Source organism: Rhodanobacter sp. L36, from assembly GCF_009765755.1.
Lineage (GTDB): Bacteria > Pseudomonadota > Gammaproteobacteria > Xanthomonadales > Rhodanobacteraceae > Rhodanobacter.
This window is the reverse complement of record NZ_LMUV01000002.1, coordinates 673840-688931: the sequence shown is the minus strand read 5'-3', so window position 1 is coordinate 688931 and position 15092 is coordinate 673840. Positions and strand designations below refer to the sequence as shown.

The 15092-nt window shown below is 61.1% G+C and carries 13 protein-coding genes; 5 read left to right on the top strand and 8 right to left on the bottom strand.

What is annotated here, in order from left to right:
* Positions 1–66: 66 nt before the first annotated feature.
* Together GSQ73_RS02980 and mnmG are read right to left on the bottom strand one after the other, a co-directional pair.
* Positions 67–837 (bottom strand): RDD family protein, encoded by a 771-nt coding sequence (locus GSQ73_RS02980; protein WP_158880843.1) that lies wholly within the window; start codon positions 835–837, stop codon positions 67–69.
* A gap of 121 nt (positions 838–958) precedes the next feature.
* Entirely contained in the window at positions 959–2836 is a 1878-nt protein-coding gene (gene mnmG, locus GSQ73_RS02975) for a tRNA uridine-5-carboxymethylaminomethyl(34) synthesis enzyme MnmG (RefSeq protein WP_158881689.1), read from the bottom strand.
* Positions 2837–3418: 582 nt separating this feature from the next.
* Between mnmG and GSQ73_RS02970 the strand changes: the two genes are divergently transcribed.
* Positions 3419–3598 carry a hypothetical protein gene (locus GSQ73_RS02970; RefSeq protein WP_254063246.1) on the top strand — a complete coding sequence of 60 codons (180 nt, stop codon included), beginning with the start codon at positions 3419–3421 and terminating at the stop codon, positions 3596–3598.
* 62 nt (positions 3599–3660) lie between these two features.
* Here GSQ73_RS02970 and pepN read toward each other — a convergent pair whose 3' ends face one another.
* Positions 3661–6300 (bottom strand): aminopeptidase N, encoded by a 2640-nt coding sequence (gene pepN / locus GSQ73_RS02965; RefSeq protein ID WP_158880839.1) that lies wholly within the window; start codon positions 6298–6300, stop codon positions 3661–3663.
* Between the two features lie 65 nt (positions 6301–6365).
* On the opposite strand from pepN, the gene GSQ73_RS02960 reads away from it, so the two are divergent.
* Positions 6366–7367: an aldose epimerase gene (locus tag GSQ73_RS02960; protein ID WP_158880838.1), complete on the top strand. Its 1002-nt coding sequence runs from the start codon at positions 6366–6368 to the stop codon at positions 7365–7367.
* On the top strand, positions 7364–8332 hold the full coding sequence (locus tag GSQ73_RS02955) for a pyridoxal-phosphate dependent enzyme (protein WP_158880836.1): 969 nt from the start codon (positions 7364–7366) through the stop codon (positions 8330–8332). The genes GSQ73_RS02960 and GSQ73_RS02955 overlap by 4 nt, the downstream gene beginning before the upstream one ends.
* A 30-nt stretch (positions 8333–8362) precedes the next feature.
* On the opposite strand, the gene GSQ73_RS02950 is transcribed toward GSQ73_RS02955, so the two are convergent.
* Positions 8363–9250: a DMT family transporter gene (locus GSQ73_RS02950; protein WP_158880834.1), complete on the bottom strand. Its 888-nt coding sequence runs from the start codon at positions 9248–9250 to the stop codon at positions 8363–8365.
* 77 nt (positions 9251–9327) lie between these two features.
* On the opposite strand from GSQ73_RS02950, the gene GSQ73_RS02945 reads away from it, so the two are divergent.
* On the top strand, positions 9328–9912 hold the full coding sequence (locus GSQ73_RS02945) for a DNA-3-methyladenine glycosylase I (RefSeq protein ID WP_158880832.1): 585 nt from the start codon (positions 9328–9330) through the stop codon (positions 9910–9912).
* 14 nt (positions 9913–9926) lie between these two features.
* Here the strand turns inward: GSQ73_RS02945 and GSQ73_RS02940 are convergent, their stop codons facing one another.
* Complete coding sequence (locus GSQ73_RS02940; protein WP_158880830.1) at positions 9927–10490, bottom strand: hypothetical protein; 564 nt, start codon at positions 10488–10490, stop codon at positions 9927–9929.
* Positions 10491–10799: 309 nt separating this feature from the next.
* On the bottom strand, positions 10800–11759 hold the full coding sequence (locus tag GSQ73_RS02935) for a hypothetical protein (protein ID WP_158880828.1): 960 nt from the start codon (positions 11757–11759) through the stop codon (positions 10800–10802).
* Positions 11760–12007: 248 nt separating this feature from the next.
* On the opposite strand from GSQ73_RS02935, the gene GSQ73_RS02930 reads away from it, so the two are divergent.
* Complete coding sequence (locus GSQ73_RS02930) at positions 12008–12484, top strand: hypothetical protein (RefSeq protein WP_158880826.1); 477 nt, start codon at positions 12008–12010, stop codon at positions 12482–12484.
* A 100-nt stretch (positions 12485–12584) separates the two neighbouring features.
* On the opposite strand, the gene GSQ73_RS02925 is transcribed toward GSQ73_RS02930, so the two are convergent.
* Both GSQ73_RS02925 and GSQ73_RS02920 read right to left on the bottom strand, forming a co-directional pair.
* Entirely contained in the window at positions 12585–13460 is an 876-nt protein-coding gene (locus GSQ73_RS02925; RefSeq protein ID WP_158880824.1) for a hypothetical protein, read from the bottom strand.
* A gap of 64 nt (positions 13461–13524) precedes the next feature.
* Positions 13525–15051 carry an esterase-like activity of phytase family protein gene (locus GSQ73_RS02920; RefSeq protein ID WP_158880822.1) on the bottom strand — a complete coding sequence of 509 codons (1527 nt, stop codon included), beginning with the start codon at positions 15049–15051 and terminating at the stop codon, positions 13525–13527.
* Positions 15052–15092: the final 41 nt, after the last annotated feature.

Below are 15092 nucleotides of genomic sequence, written 5' to 3'. Positions count from 1 at the left end.
AGTTGGATATGGCACAAGAAAACGGCGCCGGAGCGTGGCTCCGGCGCCGCATGGGTCCACACTTGATCAGGCGCTGAAAGTATTGCTGCCGCCCGATGTCGAAGAGGGGGCCGTTGGTTTGAATTCGCTGGCGCGACCGTTCAGGACCAACGTGTTGCAGATGATGTCGTGCAAGCCTTGCTTGCGCCGTGTCCACGCGACCATCAGGAAGCCGATGAGAATGATCAGGCTGCTGAGGTATTTCGCAAAGAACCGTCCAGTCGCGCGCAGAAATGAAATGCGCCCGCCTTGTTCGTCCACTACGCGGATACCCAGCGCCAGCTTTCCGACGGTCGCCTGCCAGGTCGAACTTTCACATGCAGCGAAATAAATCCACGTCACCACGGTAACGATGAGCAAGGCAGGCCACATGGTGGCGTAGTACTGTTGGTACGCAGCGACAAACACCTGCATGTCGTTGGGAGTCGCCATGATGGTCTGCTTCATGGTTTCCTGCGCTGCGTCACTTCCCATCATCTTTTGAATGATGGTGCTGGGAATCAGCAGGATGATGAAGTCGAGGATGTAAGCTGCCACGCGTTTCCAGAAACCTGCGTGATCCTCCAGCGCTGCCGTCGTGGTTTGCGGCAAGGGAGTGGCTGCCATCGGTGTTGCGGGAGCAGCGGATGCATCCGGTACCACATCCGGAAACAGCACGGACAGCGGCTGCCAATCGGCAAGCCCTTCGTACCACGCCAGGTCATCGCGACTGACCTGTCCGCTGCGCAACCACTGGCGCACGTCGTCTTCCTTGTACGGCCCATGTCGCTCGCCATCACGACCGATCCAGATTTCCATTGCGCGCTCCCCATGCTGGTGAAAGCCGAATGATGCCACGAGCCCATGAGAAGCCGTAGGCCATCGGTCCCGAAGTCTCTAGCCGCGGACGTTACGGACGCAGCGTTTCGCTCATGCGCCCTCAGGCCGCGTTGCGTCGCTTGAGATGCACCAGCAGCAACGAAATCGCTGAGGGTGTCACACCGCTGACGCGCGCGGCCTGACCGATCGTCGCCGGCAGCGTTCGCTTGAGCTTGAGCAGAACTTCGGCCGAAAGCCCGCGCACCTTGTCGTAGTCGAAGTTCGATGGAATGCCGGTGTGTTCGTGTCGGCGCTGACGATCGATCTCCTCGCGCTGCCGCTCGAGATAGCCGGCGTACTTCACCTGCACTTCGACCTGGGCGGCGACATCGTCGCTCGATACCGCCGGACCAAGGCCATCGACGCTCATGAGTTTCGTGTAGTTGAGCTCTGGTCGGCGCAGCAAATCCAGCGCGCTGGTTTCGCGGCTGACGACTACGCCGAGTTGGCGTTCGATCGCGGCGCCCAATGCATTGTTCGGTGCTGACCACAATGTGCCAAGCCGTTGGGTTTCGCGCTCGACCGCTTCGCGTTTCGTCAGCATCGCCTCGAAGCGCGCCTGTGGCACGACGCCCAGCGCGTGACCTGTCTCGCTCAGGCGCAAATCCGCATTGTCCTCGCGCAGATGCAACCGATACTCCGCGCGCGAAGTGAACATGCGATAGGGCTCGATGGTGCCGTTGCTGGTGAGGTCATCGATCAGCACGCCGATGTACGCCTCGTCGCGGCGCGGAAACCACGGCGCTTCGCCACGCGTCGCGCGGGCGGCATTCAATCCGGCGATGAGGCCTTGCGCGCCGGCTTCTTCATAACCGGTGGTGCCGTTGATCTGTCCGGCGAAGTACAGTCCGGCGATCGCCTTCGTCTCCAGCCACGGCTGCAAGCCGCGCGGATCGAAGTAGTCGTATTCAATGGCATATCCCGGCCGCGTGATGTGCGCGTTTTCGAAGCCCTTGATCGAACGCACTAGCGCAAGCTGCACGTCGAAAGGGAGCGATGTCGAGATGCCGTTGGGATAAATCTCGAACGTGTCCAGCCCTTCGGGTTCGATGAAGATCTGGTGCGAATTCTTCTCGGCGAAACGCACCACCTTGTCCTCGATCGACGGGCAGTAACGCGGGCCAACGCCTTCGATCTGCCCGGTATACAGCGGTGAGCGATCCAGCGCGCCGCGGATCAGGTCGTGGGTCTGCTCGCTGGTGTGCGTGATCCAGCAGCTCACCTGGCGCGGATGTTCGCTGCGCGAACCGAGATAGGAAAACACCGGCGCCGGATTGTCGCCCGGCTGCTCTTCCAATCCGTCGAAATTCACGCTGCGCATGTCGATCCGTGGCGGCGTGCCGGTTTTCAGACGATCGGCGGCGATCGGCAGCTCGCGCAGTTTCTGCGCGAGCGCGCTGGCCGGCGGATCGCCCGCCCTGCCACCTGCGTATTGTGCCGGCCCGATATGGATCTTGCCCGCGAGAAACGTCCCCGCGGTGAGCACCACGGCATTCGCGCGAAACGAAAGCCCCATCTGCGTGACCACGCCGGTGACGCGTCCGTTCTCGATGATCAGATCGTCCACCGACTGCTGGAACAAATCGAGATTCGGCTCCGACTCGACGATCTGCCGGATCGCCGCCTTGTAGAGCGCGCGATCAGCCTGGCAGCGCGTGGCGCGTACGGCCGGGCCCTTCGACGCGTTCAACGTGCGCCACTGGATGCCAGCAAGGTCGGCGGCGTGGGCCATCGCACCGCCGAGTGCATCGATCTCCTTGACCAGGTGACCCTTGCCGATGCCGCCGATCGCCGGGTTGCAGCTCATCTGCCCGATGGTTTCGATGTTGTGGCTGAGCAGCAGCGTACGCGCACCGGTTCGCGCAGCGGCGAGCGCCGCCTCGGTGCCGGCGTGGCCGCCACCGATCACGATGACGTCGTAGTGGGTCGGGTGATGCATCGAACTGACCTGACAGAGCAAAAAGGTGACGCGCAGGGGCGCCATGGTACCGCCAATGTGCTGATTGCGATTTCGGCGGCCGGGAGTGGCACGCTTCCTGCTTCTTCAATCTTGCACTTTCAAGGGCAGACGCTGCGCGACACGCGCGCCGAGATCGAACGGACAGGGGTTCGATCGCGTACCAGGAAAGGTAGCAATGACGGCACCCTTCGGGGTGCCGTCGCCTTTTGTGGAGGCTGAAACGACAAGACCCCGCGGCATGCACCGCGGGGTCTTGTCTATGTAGATCTGGCGCCGGGCGGTCTCAGGAACAGGGGGAATCCAGGATGACCGTATTGCCGGGCGCCAGAAAGCGAAATCGTTGCGTCCGGGTCGCTGACTGCGGCCCGGGCGAGGTTTGATATTTACCGCAAGTGCGTGAACAACGGGTGACTGAAAAGGGATTTTGTGTCGACTCGTGGCAGCTGCTGACGTGGTGCGTCAGTCCTGTGGGCGCAGCCAGTAAGTGCGTGTGATGCGGATCACATTTGGCACGGCCATTGCATTTCCCTTCTCACCACTTCAGGGGGAAGCGACATGGACATGAGTTTCGATTTCCAACCGGTTTATCCGCGCCACGATCTGCTCGTCGAACTTGGCGAGGTCGAGATGGCCATGGACAACCTCAACGACTACGACGAAAGCCAGCGCAGCGTGATCGAACCCGATCTCGAATCGCGCATGCAAAGCCTGCTCGAAGCGCTGGATCATCTGGCCGTCTGATTGTTTCCTTTGCATGGCAAGCTCGCCATGCTGAATGCAATCAGTGGCCTGCTTCGCATCGATCAGCCTTGCATCATGCTGACGATGATTTCCGAGAGGTTACGGGATAGCGCGTCGTTACCGGCTAGTTCGCTGATGACCGCATGCGCCAGTTCGCGCCGACACGGCTCCAGTCTCTGCCAGCCGTTGAACGCAGTCGCCAATCGCGCCGCGACCTGCGGATTCAGCGCATCGAGCCCAAGCAACCGATCGGCCAGCAGTCGATAACCCGCACCATCCGCGCGGTGAAAGCCGCTGGGGTTTCCGCGTACGAATGCGCCGAACAGTGACTGCACGCGATTCGGATTGCGCAAGGTAAACGAAGCATCCTGTTCCAGCATCTTTACGCGATCGAGCGTCGCATCCCCGGGTACCTGCGCCTGCAGGGCGAACCACTTGTCGAGTGCAAGTGCGTTATCTGCATAGCGCGCCCGATATTGCGCCACGGCAGACCCGGCTTGCGGCGCATCACTACGCAACAAGACATTGAGAGCCGCGAGTCGATCCGTCATCCCCGGCGCTTCGCGATACTGCGTGACGGCCCGCCGTTGCGTTTCGGCGCTATCGACCAGCCCCAGCAATTCCAGCGTGCGGCGTTTGAGTCGACGCTGCGCCTGACTCGTCGCATCGAGTTTGATTGTGCTGCACTTGTGCAGCATCTCGTATTTTTCTGCCAGTGCGCGAGCGCCAATGCGTTCGGCGAGTCTGAGTTGAAGCTGCCGATGTAGCGCATGAATGCGCTGCGGATCAACTGACGCCTCGCGCTCGGCCAGTTCAATTTCACCCGGTGGCGTCAGCAGATCGGCCAACAGTGCCTGGTCGATCTCCGTCGCTTCAAAGAGCAGCGCCAGCGCATCGGTCCATGCGATCAACGCGTCGTCCGCGACGCCATCGCGAAGGTTTTCGTAAGCGCGACACGCCAGTTGCTGGCCGGCTTCCCATTGATTGAAACCATCGGGATCGTGAGCCAGCAGCAACGCCAGTTCGGCCGGTGCGTATTCGTATTCCAGAATCACCGGCGCGGAGAAACCGCGCAACAACGATGGCACCGGTGCTTCGACCACGTCGCGGAAAACGAATGACGCTTGCGCCTGATCCAGCAAGACGACTGTCTCTTTTTCGCCGTGGGACGTTTGGCCGTCCATATGCAGGTCGAGCATTTCGCCATCACGATCGAACAGCCCCACCTTGACCGGAATCGGCAGCGCGGGCTTCTCCTCATGACCGTTCGAGCCATGTTGAATAAGGCGAAGCGTATAGGTGCGGCTCTCGGCATCGTGGCGGCCTTCGGCCTTCAGTCGTGGCGTGCCCGCCTGTGCATACCAGGCGAGATACGGCATCAGATCCACCTGATTGGCCTCGCCCAACGAGCCGAGAAAATCCTCCAGCGTCGCGGCGCGACCATCGTTGCGTTCGAAATATAGATCCATGCCGCGCCGGAATCCCTGCTTGCCGAGATGCCCAGAAAGCATGCGCACCAGTTCGGCGCCTTTCTCGTACACGGTCGCGGTGTAGAAATTGTTGATCTCGCTGTATTGCGCGGGCCGCACCGGATGAGCGATCGGGCCGGCATCCTCGGGGAACTGCGCACGACGCAACAGCGATACGTCCTCGATGCGTTTCAGCGGTGCGGAATTCATGTCGGCCGAAAAACTTTGTTCGCGAAATACCGTCAGGCCTTCCTTCAGCGACAACTGGAACCAGTCGCGACAAGTCACCCGGTTGCCACTCCAGTTGTGGAAATACTCGTGCGCGACCACCGCCTCGACGTGACGGTACTCGTCGTCGGTGCTGCTGTCCTGGTCGGCCAGCAAGTACTTCGCGTTGAAGATGTTGAGGCCCTTGTTCTCCATCGCGCCCATGTTGAAATCGTGCGTGGCGACGATATGGAAAACATCCAGGTCGTAGTTGCGGCCGAACGCCCGTTCATCCCAGCGCATCGAACGCTCGAGCGCATCCATTGCGTAATGACAGCGATCGATCGCGTCGGACTCGGCCCAGATATTCAGCACGACCTTACGACCGTCGGCAGTCACGTAATCGCGCGTGATTTTATCGAGACGGCCGGCGACCAGCGCGAACAGGTAACTCGGTTTCGGATGCGGATCGACGAACCGGACCCAATGCCAGCCATTGTCCAGATCACCCACGCCATCCGGATTGCCGCCGGCCAGCAATACCGGAAAGCGCTCGCGATTCGCGCGCAACGTCACCGTGTAGCGCGATTGCACGTCGGGGCGATCGGGAAAAAACGTGATGTGCCGGAAACCTTCCGCTTCGCATTGCGTCAACAGGAATCCGGCGTCGTGCGAGCCGGAAAGATAAAGACCTTCCAGCGCCGTGTTTGCGGCCGGCCGCAATCGCACGCGCGTTTCCAGCACGCTGCCGTCGCGCGCATTGTCGATTTCGAGCAGATCGTCAACGAAGCGATAAGCGTCGGCATCAAGTGTCTTTCCATCCAGCGCGATCGAAAGCAGTTCGAGATTCTCGCCGTTCAATCGCAATGGTGAATCCTGCGCCGGATCGCGGCGGAGCAGCAGGCGGGTCGACAATTCGCTGCTCTCGATATCGAGGTCGAAATCCATCTCGATGGAATCGACGTGCCAGGCGGGTGCGCGGTAGTCGGCCAGGCGGATCGCCGCGTTTTCTTGCGTGTCGTTCATGGAGGCAACAATGAAATCGGAGGCGGGCAGGCTAACATGACGGCTTTCAATGGCAGGAGAATTCGATGGGCCATTACGCCGCAACCCGCGCCTCCATAGGCAACCAGCCGATCGTGGTTCTTGAGGATGTCGACAACGCGCGGCGCGTGAGCATCGCGTGCCATGGCGCCACCTTGCTGAAGTTCGAAGTGACCATCGATGGCGTCACGCACGACCTCGCCGACGGCTATCGCGACGCTGCGGAAATCGCCAGCCGTCCTGGTTCGCGATTCGCGATCATGGTGCCGTTCGCTGGCCGCATCGACGACGCGCGCTACACCTACGATGGTCGATTCGAAGATCTTCAACCCGGCGTCACCGGTGATCAGCGCGCCAGCCGCCACGGCTTCGTGCGCGGTGTCGATTTCAGTATTGCCTCGATCATGTCCGACGACGAACGCGCAAGCGTGACGTTGACGACCGACGCAATTCGCCCGCAGCCGGGTTATCCGCACTCGATCGATCTGGCGGTCACCTTCACGCTCGACGCGGTCGGCCTCACACTCGATGTCCACATGCACAACGTCGGCGACAGTGCCGCGCCGTGTTTCTTCGGCTGGCATCCGTACTTTCGTCTCGCCAACAGCAGCGTCGTTGATGAGTGGCAATTGCGGATTCCCGCGCAGACGATGATCCGCACCGACGCCAACCTGATCGCTCTGCCCGGGGCGGCGACCTACGTGCCGCTGGACGATGTGCCCGCGCTGGATTTTCGCGAGCTTCGTGCGATCGGCAACGCCGTCATCGATCAGGAATACACCGACCTCGATGCCGATGCCGATGGCCGCATCCGCACGCACCTGCGCAATCCATCCAACGGCCTCGGCATTGCGGTGTGGCAGGAGCACGGCCTGATGCATGCATTCACCGCCGATACGGCGAGTCGCGACGTGCGGCGCTCGGTCGCGCTGGAGCCGATGGAAAGCATGGCCAATGCGTTCGATCGTCCCGACTGCGCCGATGCGATCCGCCTGCTGCCCGGCGCCGAGCGCCGCTTTCGTTGCGGCGTGGAGATCGAGCGCTCATGAGCGCGCAGCTTGCAGCCGTCGATGCATTGCCAAGCCTCGAACAGATTCGCGATGCGGCCGCGCGCATCGCGCCACATGCGTATGTCACGCCGATCCTTCGCAGCCCGGCGCTGGATGCACTGAGCGGCGCGCAACTGCATTTTAAATCCGAGAACCTGCAGCGCGGCGGCGCGTTCAAGTTTCGTGGTGCGTGCAATGCGGTGTGGTCGCTGAGCGATGACGAAGCCGCCCGTGGCGTGGTCACGCATTCGTCCGGCAACCATGGCAACGCGCTCGCACTGGCTGCCGCGACGCGCGGCATTGCCGCGCATGTAGTCGTGCCGGAAGGCGCCGTGCGTGCGAAGGTCGAAGCCATCGAGCGCGCCGGTGCGATCTTGCATCGTTGCGCGCCGACGCAGGCAGCGCGCGAGGCGATGTCGCACGACGTGCAACGCGCTACCGGCGCCATCATGGTTCACCCGTATGCCGATACGCGCGTCATGGCCGGGCAGGGCACGCTCGCGCTGGAACTGCTGCGTCAGTCCGGTGGACTCGACGCGTTGATCACGCCGGTCGGCGGCGGCGGCCTCGCCAGTGGCGTCGCGATTGCCGCGCACGGTGTCGATTCATCGATCACGTTGTTCGGTGCCGAACCGCAAGGCGCCGACGACGCAGCGCAGTCATTGGCGCACGGTGCGCGTGTTGCCAGCGTTGTGCCCGACACGCTGTGCGACGGACTGCGCGCCTTGATCGGTGAGCGCAATCTCGATGCGTTACGCACCTATCGTGTGCAGGTCATCACCGTCGCGGACGCGGATACCGTGGCGGCCATGCAGCTGCTGTGGTCGGAGTTGAAGCAGGTCGTCGAAGTTTCCAGCGCCACGGTGTTCGCGGCGATACTCAAGCGACGCGACTTGTTCGCCGGCAAACGCGTTGGCGTGGTGCTCACCGGCGGCAACGTGGATCTGCACGACCTTCCCTGGTAACTCCCGTGTTGCCATATCTGAATGCGAAACTCAGCCGGCGCGCTTCGTTCCGACACCACTGACCGCGACCAGCCCGAGTAGCACGAACACGATGCCGATCGCTTCCATCATGGTCGGCTGCTCGCGGAGGATCAGCCACGCCAGCAACACGCTGATGATCGGCACGCCGAGGCTGGAAAGGCTCGCCACCGCGGTGGACATTCGCTGCAGCACGATCGACCACAGCCACCACGCCAGGCTCGATGCCATCACCACGCTGTAGATCAGGCCACCGATGAAGGCGCCGTTCCATTCGATCGCGCGCTGCGGCACGACCAGCGCGACGATACCGAGCGCAACGCCGCCCGCAAGCATCTGCCACGCGGTCAACGCCAGCAACGGCGGCGACGTGCGGCGCATCAGGCGCTTGCTCAACACCGTGCCGGCAGCCCACGCCACACCGCCGGCGATCGCCAGGATCGTGCTCGTCGCACTGCCCATGCTGCGCCACGGTTCGATGATGCAGAGCAGGCCGACCGCCGCCAGCGCCATGCCGATCCAGTGCCGACGCGTGGGTCGTTCGCCGATCATCAACCACGCGAGCAACACGGCCCAGAACGGCATCGTGTACGCGAGCAACGCCACGTGGCCGGCGCCTCCGCTGATCAACGCCCACTGTTCCAGGCCCTGAAATGCCGCGGTCTGGCACAGCCCGATCAACACGGTCGGCAACAAGGGTGGCGGACGCAACGATTGTCGCGACAACAACAGTGCCGCGAACAAAACGGACGCACCGAGCAGGTAGCGCAACGCTGCGAAATCGAAAGGCCCGGCGTGTGCCAACACCTGCTTCATCACGATCCAGCTGTACGACCACAACGCGAGCGTGGCGAGCAGCGCCAGAATCGCGCCGCGCTGCGATGAGAAACGACTCGGCATGGTGATGTCGCTGATGAGGAAGCGACAAGTCTAGCGGTGTCGGTTAGGGTGTGCCGGACTTCCATCCAGGGCCCGCCATGACCAAGACTGCCGAACCGAAACGCTGCCATTGGGCTACCACCGATGAGCTGCTGCGTGACTACCACGACACCGAGTGGGGCACGCCGGTGCACGACGATCGCACGTTGTTCGAGTTCCTCTGCCTCGAAGGCGCACAGGCCGGGCTTTCCTGGCGCACGGTACTGGCCAAGCGCGACAACTATCGCAAGGCGTTCCACGATTTCGACATCGCGCGCGTCGCCGCGATGAAAGACAAGCAACTGGAAAAACTGATGCTCGATCCCGGCATCATCCGCAACCGCCTCAAGATCTGGTCCACCCGCGACAACGCGATCACGGCAATCGGCGTGATCAAGGAGTTTGGAAGTCTGGACGCCTATCTGTGGTCCTTCGTCAACGGCAAGACCCTGGTCAACCGCTGGCGCGAGATGAGCGACGTACCAGCCAGCACACCGCTATCCGACCACATGAGCAAGACGCTGAAGAAACGCGGCTTCCGTTTTGTCGGCACCACGATCAGCTATTCGATGATGCAGGCGACCGGGATGATCAATGATCATCTAGTGGGGTGTTTTCGGCACAAGCGCTGTGCGTGTGAGTGATGCGAGTTCGCTCACTATGCTGACAGGTGTTCCGGCATTCGGTGAATCTGCGACTGCCACAAGGTATTGAGTTCGTCTGCGATGGCTTGGGTGTCTTGTAGGCCAAGCAAGATGAACTCTCTAGCCATGCCGGACTTGAGGCCAATAAGGATACGTCCAGAATAGCGCACGTTGCCCATGCCCCATTTGGGCGTCAGGTCGATGGAGATGGATGAGATGTCTCCCATCGCATAGCAAAAATTGGCCTTATCCAGATGGAGAAAACAGGATGGGTCCGATTTCATCTCGACATAGCGGGCTAGCATCACTGGATTGACATAAAAATGCGGATCGATTGCCAATCGCGGTGACATGAACCCAGGGTTGGAGATCATTTGCAAAATGCGCACGCCGAAGATGCCATTCTCGAACCCGGAGATCCGGAACGTCCGGTTCAAGATGCCGGAGTAGTACTCCATCGCGATGAAATTGCAGAGGCCAGGCCCTGAAACCATCAAGGCTTGGCGCTGGTTTGCAGGATTGTTCGAGATTGAAATGGGTGCTCGTGTGGATATGGCCGTAAAAAATTTTCGAAGCATATGTTGAAACTCCACGGCAAGGTGCAGTCGCCTGATCGAAGCGTACAAAGAGATCGACAAGCTTTCGATAGCCTGCCTGGCTATCTTTTATCGCAGCTTTTTAAGCGAGGCGTTTCGTACTCCTACCCATTTGTCCGGTCTGCACAGCTTCACAAAAGAAAGTGATTCGCGCTCCGCAAGCGTACGAAAGCTTTTGCTTTGAAGCGCGGCATAGATTGAACGCTGGATTCCGGCCTTCGCCGGAATGACGGGCGGACAAGGCGTTTCCGGCCTTCGCCTGAATGACGAAAAGCGGCGCGACACCGCACCTCAATCCGACAAATCCAGCACACACGCATCCGCCCCGAAACTTCGGCAACACACCGGGAAAATCATCAAGCTTGCCGGAGCGATCGCAGGCCCGAGCAGTCCTTCGAGAAAGCCACCGAAGAATCCGCAACCTGATTGACCGTCCTTGCCGCAGAGTGGGCTGTCGTGGATATGCAGCTGGTTTCCCTTCAGATCCACCTCGACCAACGCACGCAACGCCGGCACGCCGATGCGCTCGATCGCTTCACGCAGATCGAGCTCGTCATCCAGGCTGTACTCGCGTGCGAACACCCAGTTTCCCGTGCGCTGACCTGCCAGTGCCAGCGAGGATTCGCGCGACGCCTCGTTCACCGATTGCTGCAGTGCCAGGAGTTCCGGCGTGATGTTCGGATAGTTGGAGTCCAGCGAACGCAAAACTTTTTCGACAGCCAGCTCGTCGGGAGCCAGCGGCACGAGTTCAACGAACGGCAACACGACGTCGGCTACAGGCGGTGCCGAAGGTTGTGGTGCCGGCTGGATGAAATCGAAATCCGGTCCTGTCGCGGATATTCCCTGCAGAGCTGATGTGTCCGTGGTCGACTCATCGACGATGGGGTCAGACGCCTCAACTTCCACCGGTGGCATCGTCGCGGTTGATACGGGCGCGATCGCGGCAACGGGCACTGGTGGTGGCACGTAAGCCGCACGCGGCAGCGAGGCCGCGAAATGCGGTCTCGTTTCACCTTCCACGAAGGGAAATATCTGCACACTGACGAGGCGCTCGCAGTCGTCCAGCGCGGCCTGCAATGATTTCTTGCCGCCGCGCGGACCGCGCACCACGATGGTCAGAAGTGTCCCGTGAGGATCCTGCACCAGTCGCTGGCGCTGCAAGGTAAAACCATGAGCCATCACGAGTCGGCCCACATCAATCAGCAGGCCATCGCGATTTTGCGCGAGGCCCTGAATTTCCAGCTCGATCATCGGACCCCCTGTGATACCGATGCAACGCGTGTGTGCGGGTCGTGCCGCATGCGCAGGCGACACGCCAGGCTGGGATTCTAGAGGAATCGACGCCGTGCGCGCAGCATGGATGTCGGCGCCAGATGATTGGTTGAAGGAGTGAGTCCCGAACTTCGACGGAATCACATTGCGACAAATCGCGCCACAGTTTTCACTGTCCGATGCGACAGTGGCGTATGGTCAACCACCACCAGAACCACGGGCTCACCATGCCACCTGCGAAGCCCTTTCGACAGTTGGACTTTCTGAACTATCTGGAACACCTCGATGCGTCCACGGGCCGCGTCGCGCACGCATCGATGCCACCATCGATGGCGCGCGTCATGGCAGCCGCGAACGAAGCCGGCGAACCCTCGCAAGCCGTCGATCAGCTGATCGAATTGTTGAAGGCGCACAAGGCCGTGTGGCAGGCGTCATTCGACACGGACGTCGTCGCCGGTGAATTGCGGCGCTATCAGAAATACGCCAAGCCGGGCCAACCATCACCGCATATCGTGCAACTGCGACAGCAGCAGGCGGTCGCTCGACAGGCATCCAGCCAGTCGAAGCAATCGTTTATCAAGGCGGCCTCAGCGTTTGTTCGAAGCGTCGGTATCGAGGTGCCGCAGCGGATGGGGCTTGAAGTTTTCATCATCGGCTGGATCGATGCCAACGTGCCGACGACGTTTGCGTTCGCGGCGGAATGAATCGCGCTTGCGCAACATCCGGGGAAAAATTCAGTGGGTGATTGTCATCACTCCCGCCATCCGCGGGAGTTTGTTTTTTCGGTATCGAGAACCGAATGACTCAGTTGCAGAAGTCGTTCGGGTAGGTCGCCGAGTGGTAGTCGTAGACCCATGCGGTCTTGGTGGTGGACGGCGAGAGATCCCAGCTGGTCAGCGTGCTCATCGCCTGCATCAATATTTGCGAGCGCTGCATGACCGGCGTGGTGAAGTAAGAGCTGCTGTCGGCGTCGATGCGAAACGACAGCTCGGCCAGGGACGGTGTGCTGCTGCTGCCGATGTACCACAGGGTCAGCGTGAAGTCGGCGACCGACTGGCCGAGGTCGGAGCTGGGGCCGTCGTATTCGTGTTGCGTGAGGCTGAGACCGTTGACTTTCACCAGCGATTGCGACGAAGAAGCAGAGAGCACGCTGGCGCCCGGAAACTGCGAGATCAATGCGCTGACGGTGGCCGGCGCGCCGCCGGATGCCGGGTCCTGTTTGCTGGAGTTTGAATAGACCAGGCTGCTCGGGCTGACGTCGGTTTCCAGCTTGCCGCTGTTGTGTTTGCCGGAGCCCGACACGTCAGTGAACGAAGAGAGCTCTTCATCCGGATGGCTGAATTTGAACTCGATGTCGTTGTCGTCGCCGGTGCGATAGCGCACGGCGTATTTGTTGTTGCGCACGACGCAGGTGCCGGCGGTGTCGTAGTAACTAACCACGTCCAGCCCATCGGCGGCGAAACTGCCGGTGATGGTCTTGTCGAAGTTCAACTGGGTCAGTCGCGTCGACAGCGCCTGCAGCAACGAGCTGGCGGCGCTGGCAGGGTTGCTGGCGAACAGGCTCGGCGTCAGCAGGACTTTGTATTCCTTGCTGTCGACGTAGGCGGGGGAGTTGGCGTGGCTGGCGAAACTGCCAAACAGGCCAGTGATTGCGAGAGTGCAGGCAAGCGATCGTTTCATGTCGTGCGCCTTGGTGGTGGAGAAAAAGGATGTCGACCACGCGCCTGCATGCCGGCGTCGTGGATCAGTGTGTCGTCTGTGTCATGCCCGGAAGCGTGAGCCGGTAGACGAGCAGCATGTTGTCGTTGTCGAAATTCGAATCGCAGCTCTGCTTCTCCATCACGCAATGGCGCGCGATGAAGTCGTTGTCGTTGCCGACGAACAGGAAAAAGTCATCCGGGTTCGCAGCATCAAACGCCGGCGCGAAGTCCATCGCTTCCCATTTCTCCGAGATCGTCAGCGGCTGATTTCTGGGTTGCGTCGTGAGGTTCATGCCGAAACGCGCGAGTTGATCGGGATTGAGCATGTTGACCAGTTCGACCCACGACATCGGATGGATGTCGTGTTTCAGGATTGATTTGCCCGGTGATTCGAGAACGGAGGCCGTGGTGTTTTCGTAAGTCGTGCCGGCGAGATTGGTGGCGCCATCGGTATCGACCAGCAACATGCTCTTGTAGACGATCGGCTTGTCGTTATCCGTGCCAAGGCCGTTACCATCGCGCGCGAGTATGAGCAATTGATGATCGTTCAATGCGCGTATTTCACTTTCGGCAGCGGTCTTGTTGGCCGGCTTGCCGTCGCCCTGGTCGCGGTACGCGGGAAGTTCGATCACGTAGTGCGCGATCGGTCGTGCTGGCACTGGTTGCCGGGTCACGTCGTAGACCATCACACGCGTCACAACGCGACCGCTGGCGTCGTCCTTGTCCTCGGGATGACGCGCGGAATCCTGGATCAGCGCGCTTTGCAAGGCCACGAACAAGCGCGTGCCATCGGGCGACAGCGACATGCCTTCGACGCCCTGATTATTGCGACGGCCGCTGTCCGGCGCGGCCAGCGAATTGAAGTCGATCTTTCCATGCGTGCGCGGCGTCACCGCGGGTGGCGGTACGAGTACGCCGCGCAGGTGCCCGCGTGGATCAAAGAAATACACGTTGGCTGCGTACTCGTCACCGACGTAGAAACTGCCATCGCGAGTGAACTGCAACGACTCCGCATCGATCGAAATCTTGCCTGCGCCGATGCCTTGATGCGGCGACGGCAGCAGGACGCCGTGCTCGGTGATCGTGCCGGTGCCCGGATCGGCACCGGTGAACGGCCGGCCATGAAAATCGCGCAATTCGATGCCGCCATCGGGAACGATCGACACCTGCGCCTGCGAATGGACGTCCGCCGCCAGCGCCTTGCCGACGTAAGGTTTGAAGCGAATGTGGAAACGATGCAGGCGTGCCGCGTAGTCATAAAACAGGTTGGCCGCCGGATCGTTGCGACCGCGATCAGGCAGCGTCCACAGCGTGCCTTCGTAGTGATCGCCCACCTTGCGCCAGCGCTTCTTGTCGATCGCCAGCGAAGAGAACGAGCCCAGTGTGTCGCCGAGAAAATCCACGGTTTGCGCTGAAAGCCTGCCGGTTCCGACCAGACCCTCGTTGACGAATTGCTGGCCTCGCACGGTCACCGTGCGCGATTCGTCGCCGTGTTCCAGATGGGGCGTCGTGACGCTTGTCGTCGCAAACGCCTGGCCGGAAACAAGCAGAGCGAGCAGCAGGGATTTCATGCGGTTCCCGTTTCGATATGGAGCCACGGCGCCAGACGCAT

Bases quoted from the DNA above. Each gene is read 5' to 3' on its own strand.
- GSQ73_RS02980 (WP_158880843.1), bottom strand. From the start codon at position 837: ATGGAAATCTGGATCGGTCGTGATGGCGAGCGACATGGGCCGTACAAG.
- mnmG (WP_158881689.1), bottom strand. From the start codon at position 2,836: ATGCATCACCCGACCCACTACGACGTCATCGTGATCGGTGGCGGCCAC.
- GSQ73_RS02970 (WP_254063246.1), top strand. From the start codon at position 3,419: ATGAGTTTCGATTTCCAACCGGTTTATCCGCGCCACGATCTGCTCGTC.
- pepN (WP_158880839.1), bottom strand. From the start codon at position 6,300: ATGAACGACACGCAAGAAAACGCGGCGATCCGCCTGGCCGACTACCGC.
- GSQ73_RS02960 (WP_158880838.1), top strand. From the start codon at position 6,366: ATGGGCCATTACGCCGCAACCCGCGCCTCCATAGGCAACCAGCCGATC.
- GSQ73_RS02955 (WP_158880836.1), top strand. From the start codon at position 7,364: ATGAGCGCGCAGCTTGCAGCCGTCGATGCATTGCCAAGCCTCGAACAG.
- GSQ73_RS02950 (WP_158880834.1), bottom strand. From the start codon at position 9,250: ATGCCGAGTCGTTTCTCATCGCAGCGCGGCGCGATTCTGGCGCTGCTC.
- GSQ73_RS02945 (WP_158880832.1), top strand. From the start codon at position 9,328: ATGACCAAGACTGCCGAACCGAAACGCTGCCATTGGGCTACCACCGAT.
- GSQ73_RS02940 (WP_158880830.1), bottom strand. From the start codon at position 10,490: ATGCTTCGAAAATTTTTTACGGCCATATCCACACGAGCACCCATTTCA.
- GSQ73_RS02935 (WP_158880828.1), bottom strand. From the start codon at position 11,759: ATGATCGAGCTGGAAATTCAGGGCCTCGCGCAAAATCGCGATGGCCTG.
- GSQ73_RS02930 (WP_158880826.1), top strand. From the start codon at position 12,008: ATGCCACCTGCGAAGCCCTTTCGACAGTTGGACTTTCTGAACTATCTG.
- GSQ73_RS02925 (WP_158880824.1), bottom strand. From the start codon at position 13,460: ATGAAACGATCGCTTGCCTGCACTCTCGCAATCACTGGCCTGTTTGGC.
- GSQ73_RS02920 (WP_158880822.1), bottom strand. From the start codon at position 15,051: ATGAAATCCCTGCTGCTCGCTCTGCTTGTTTCCGGCCAGGCGTTTGCG.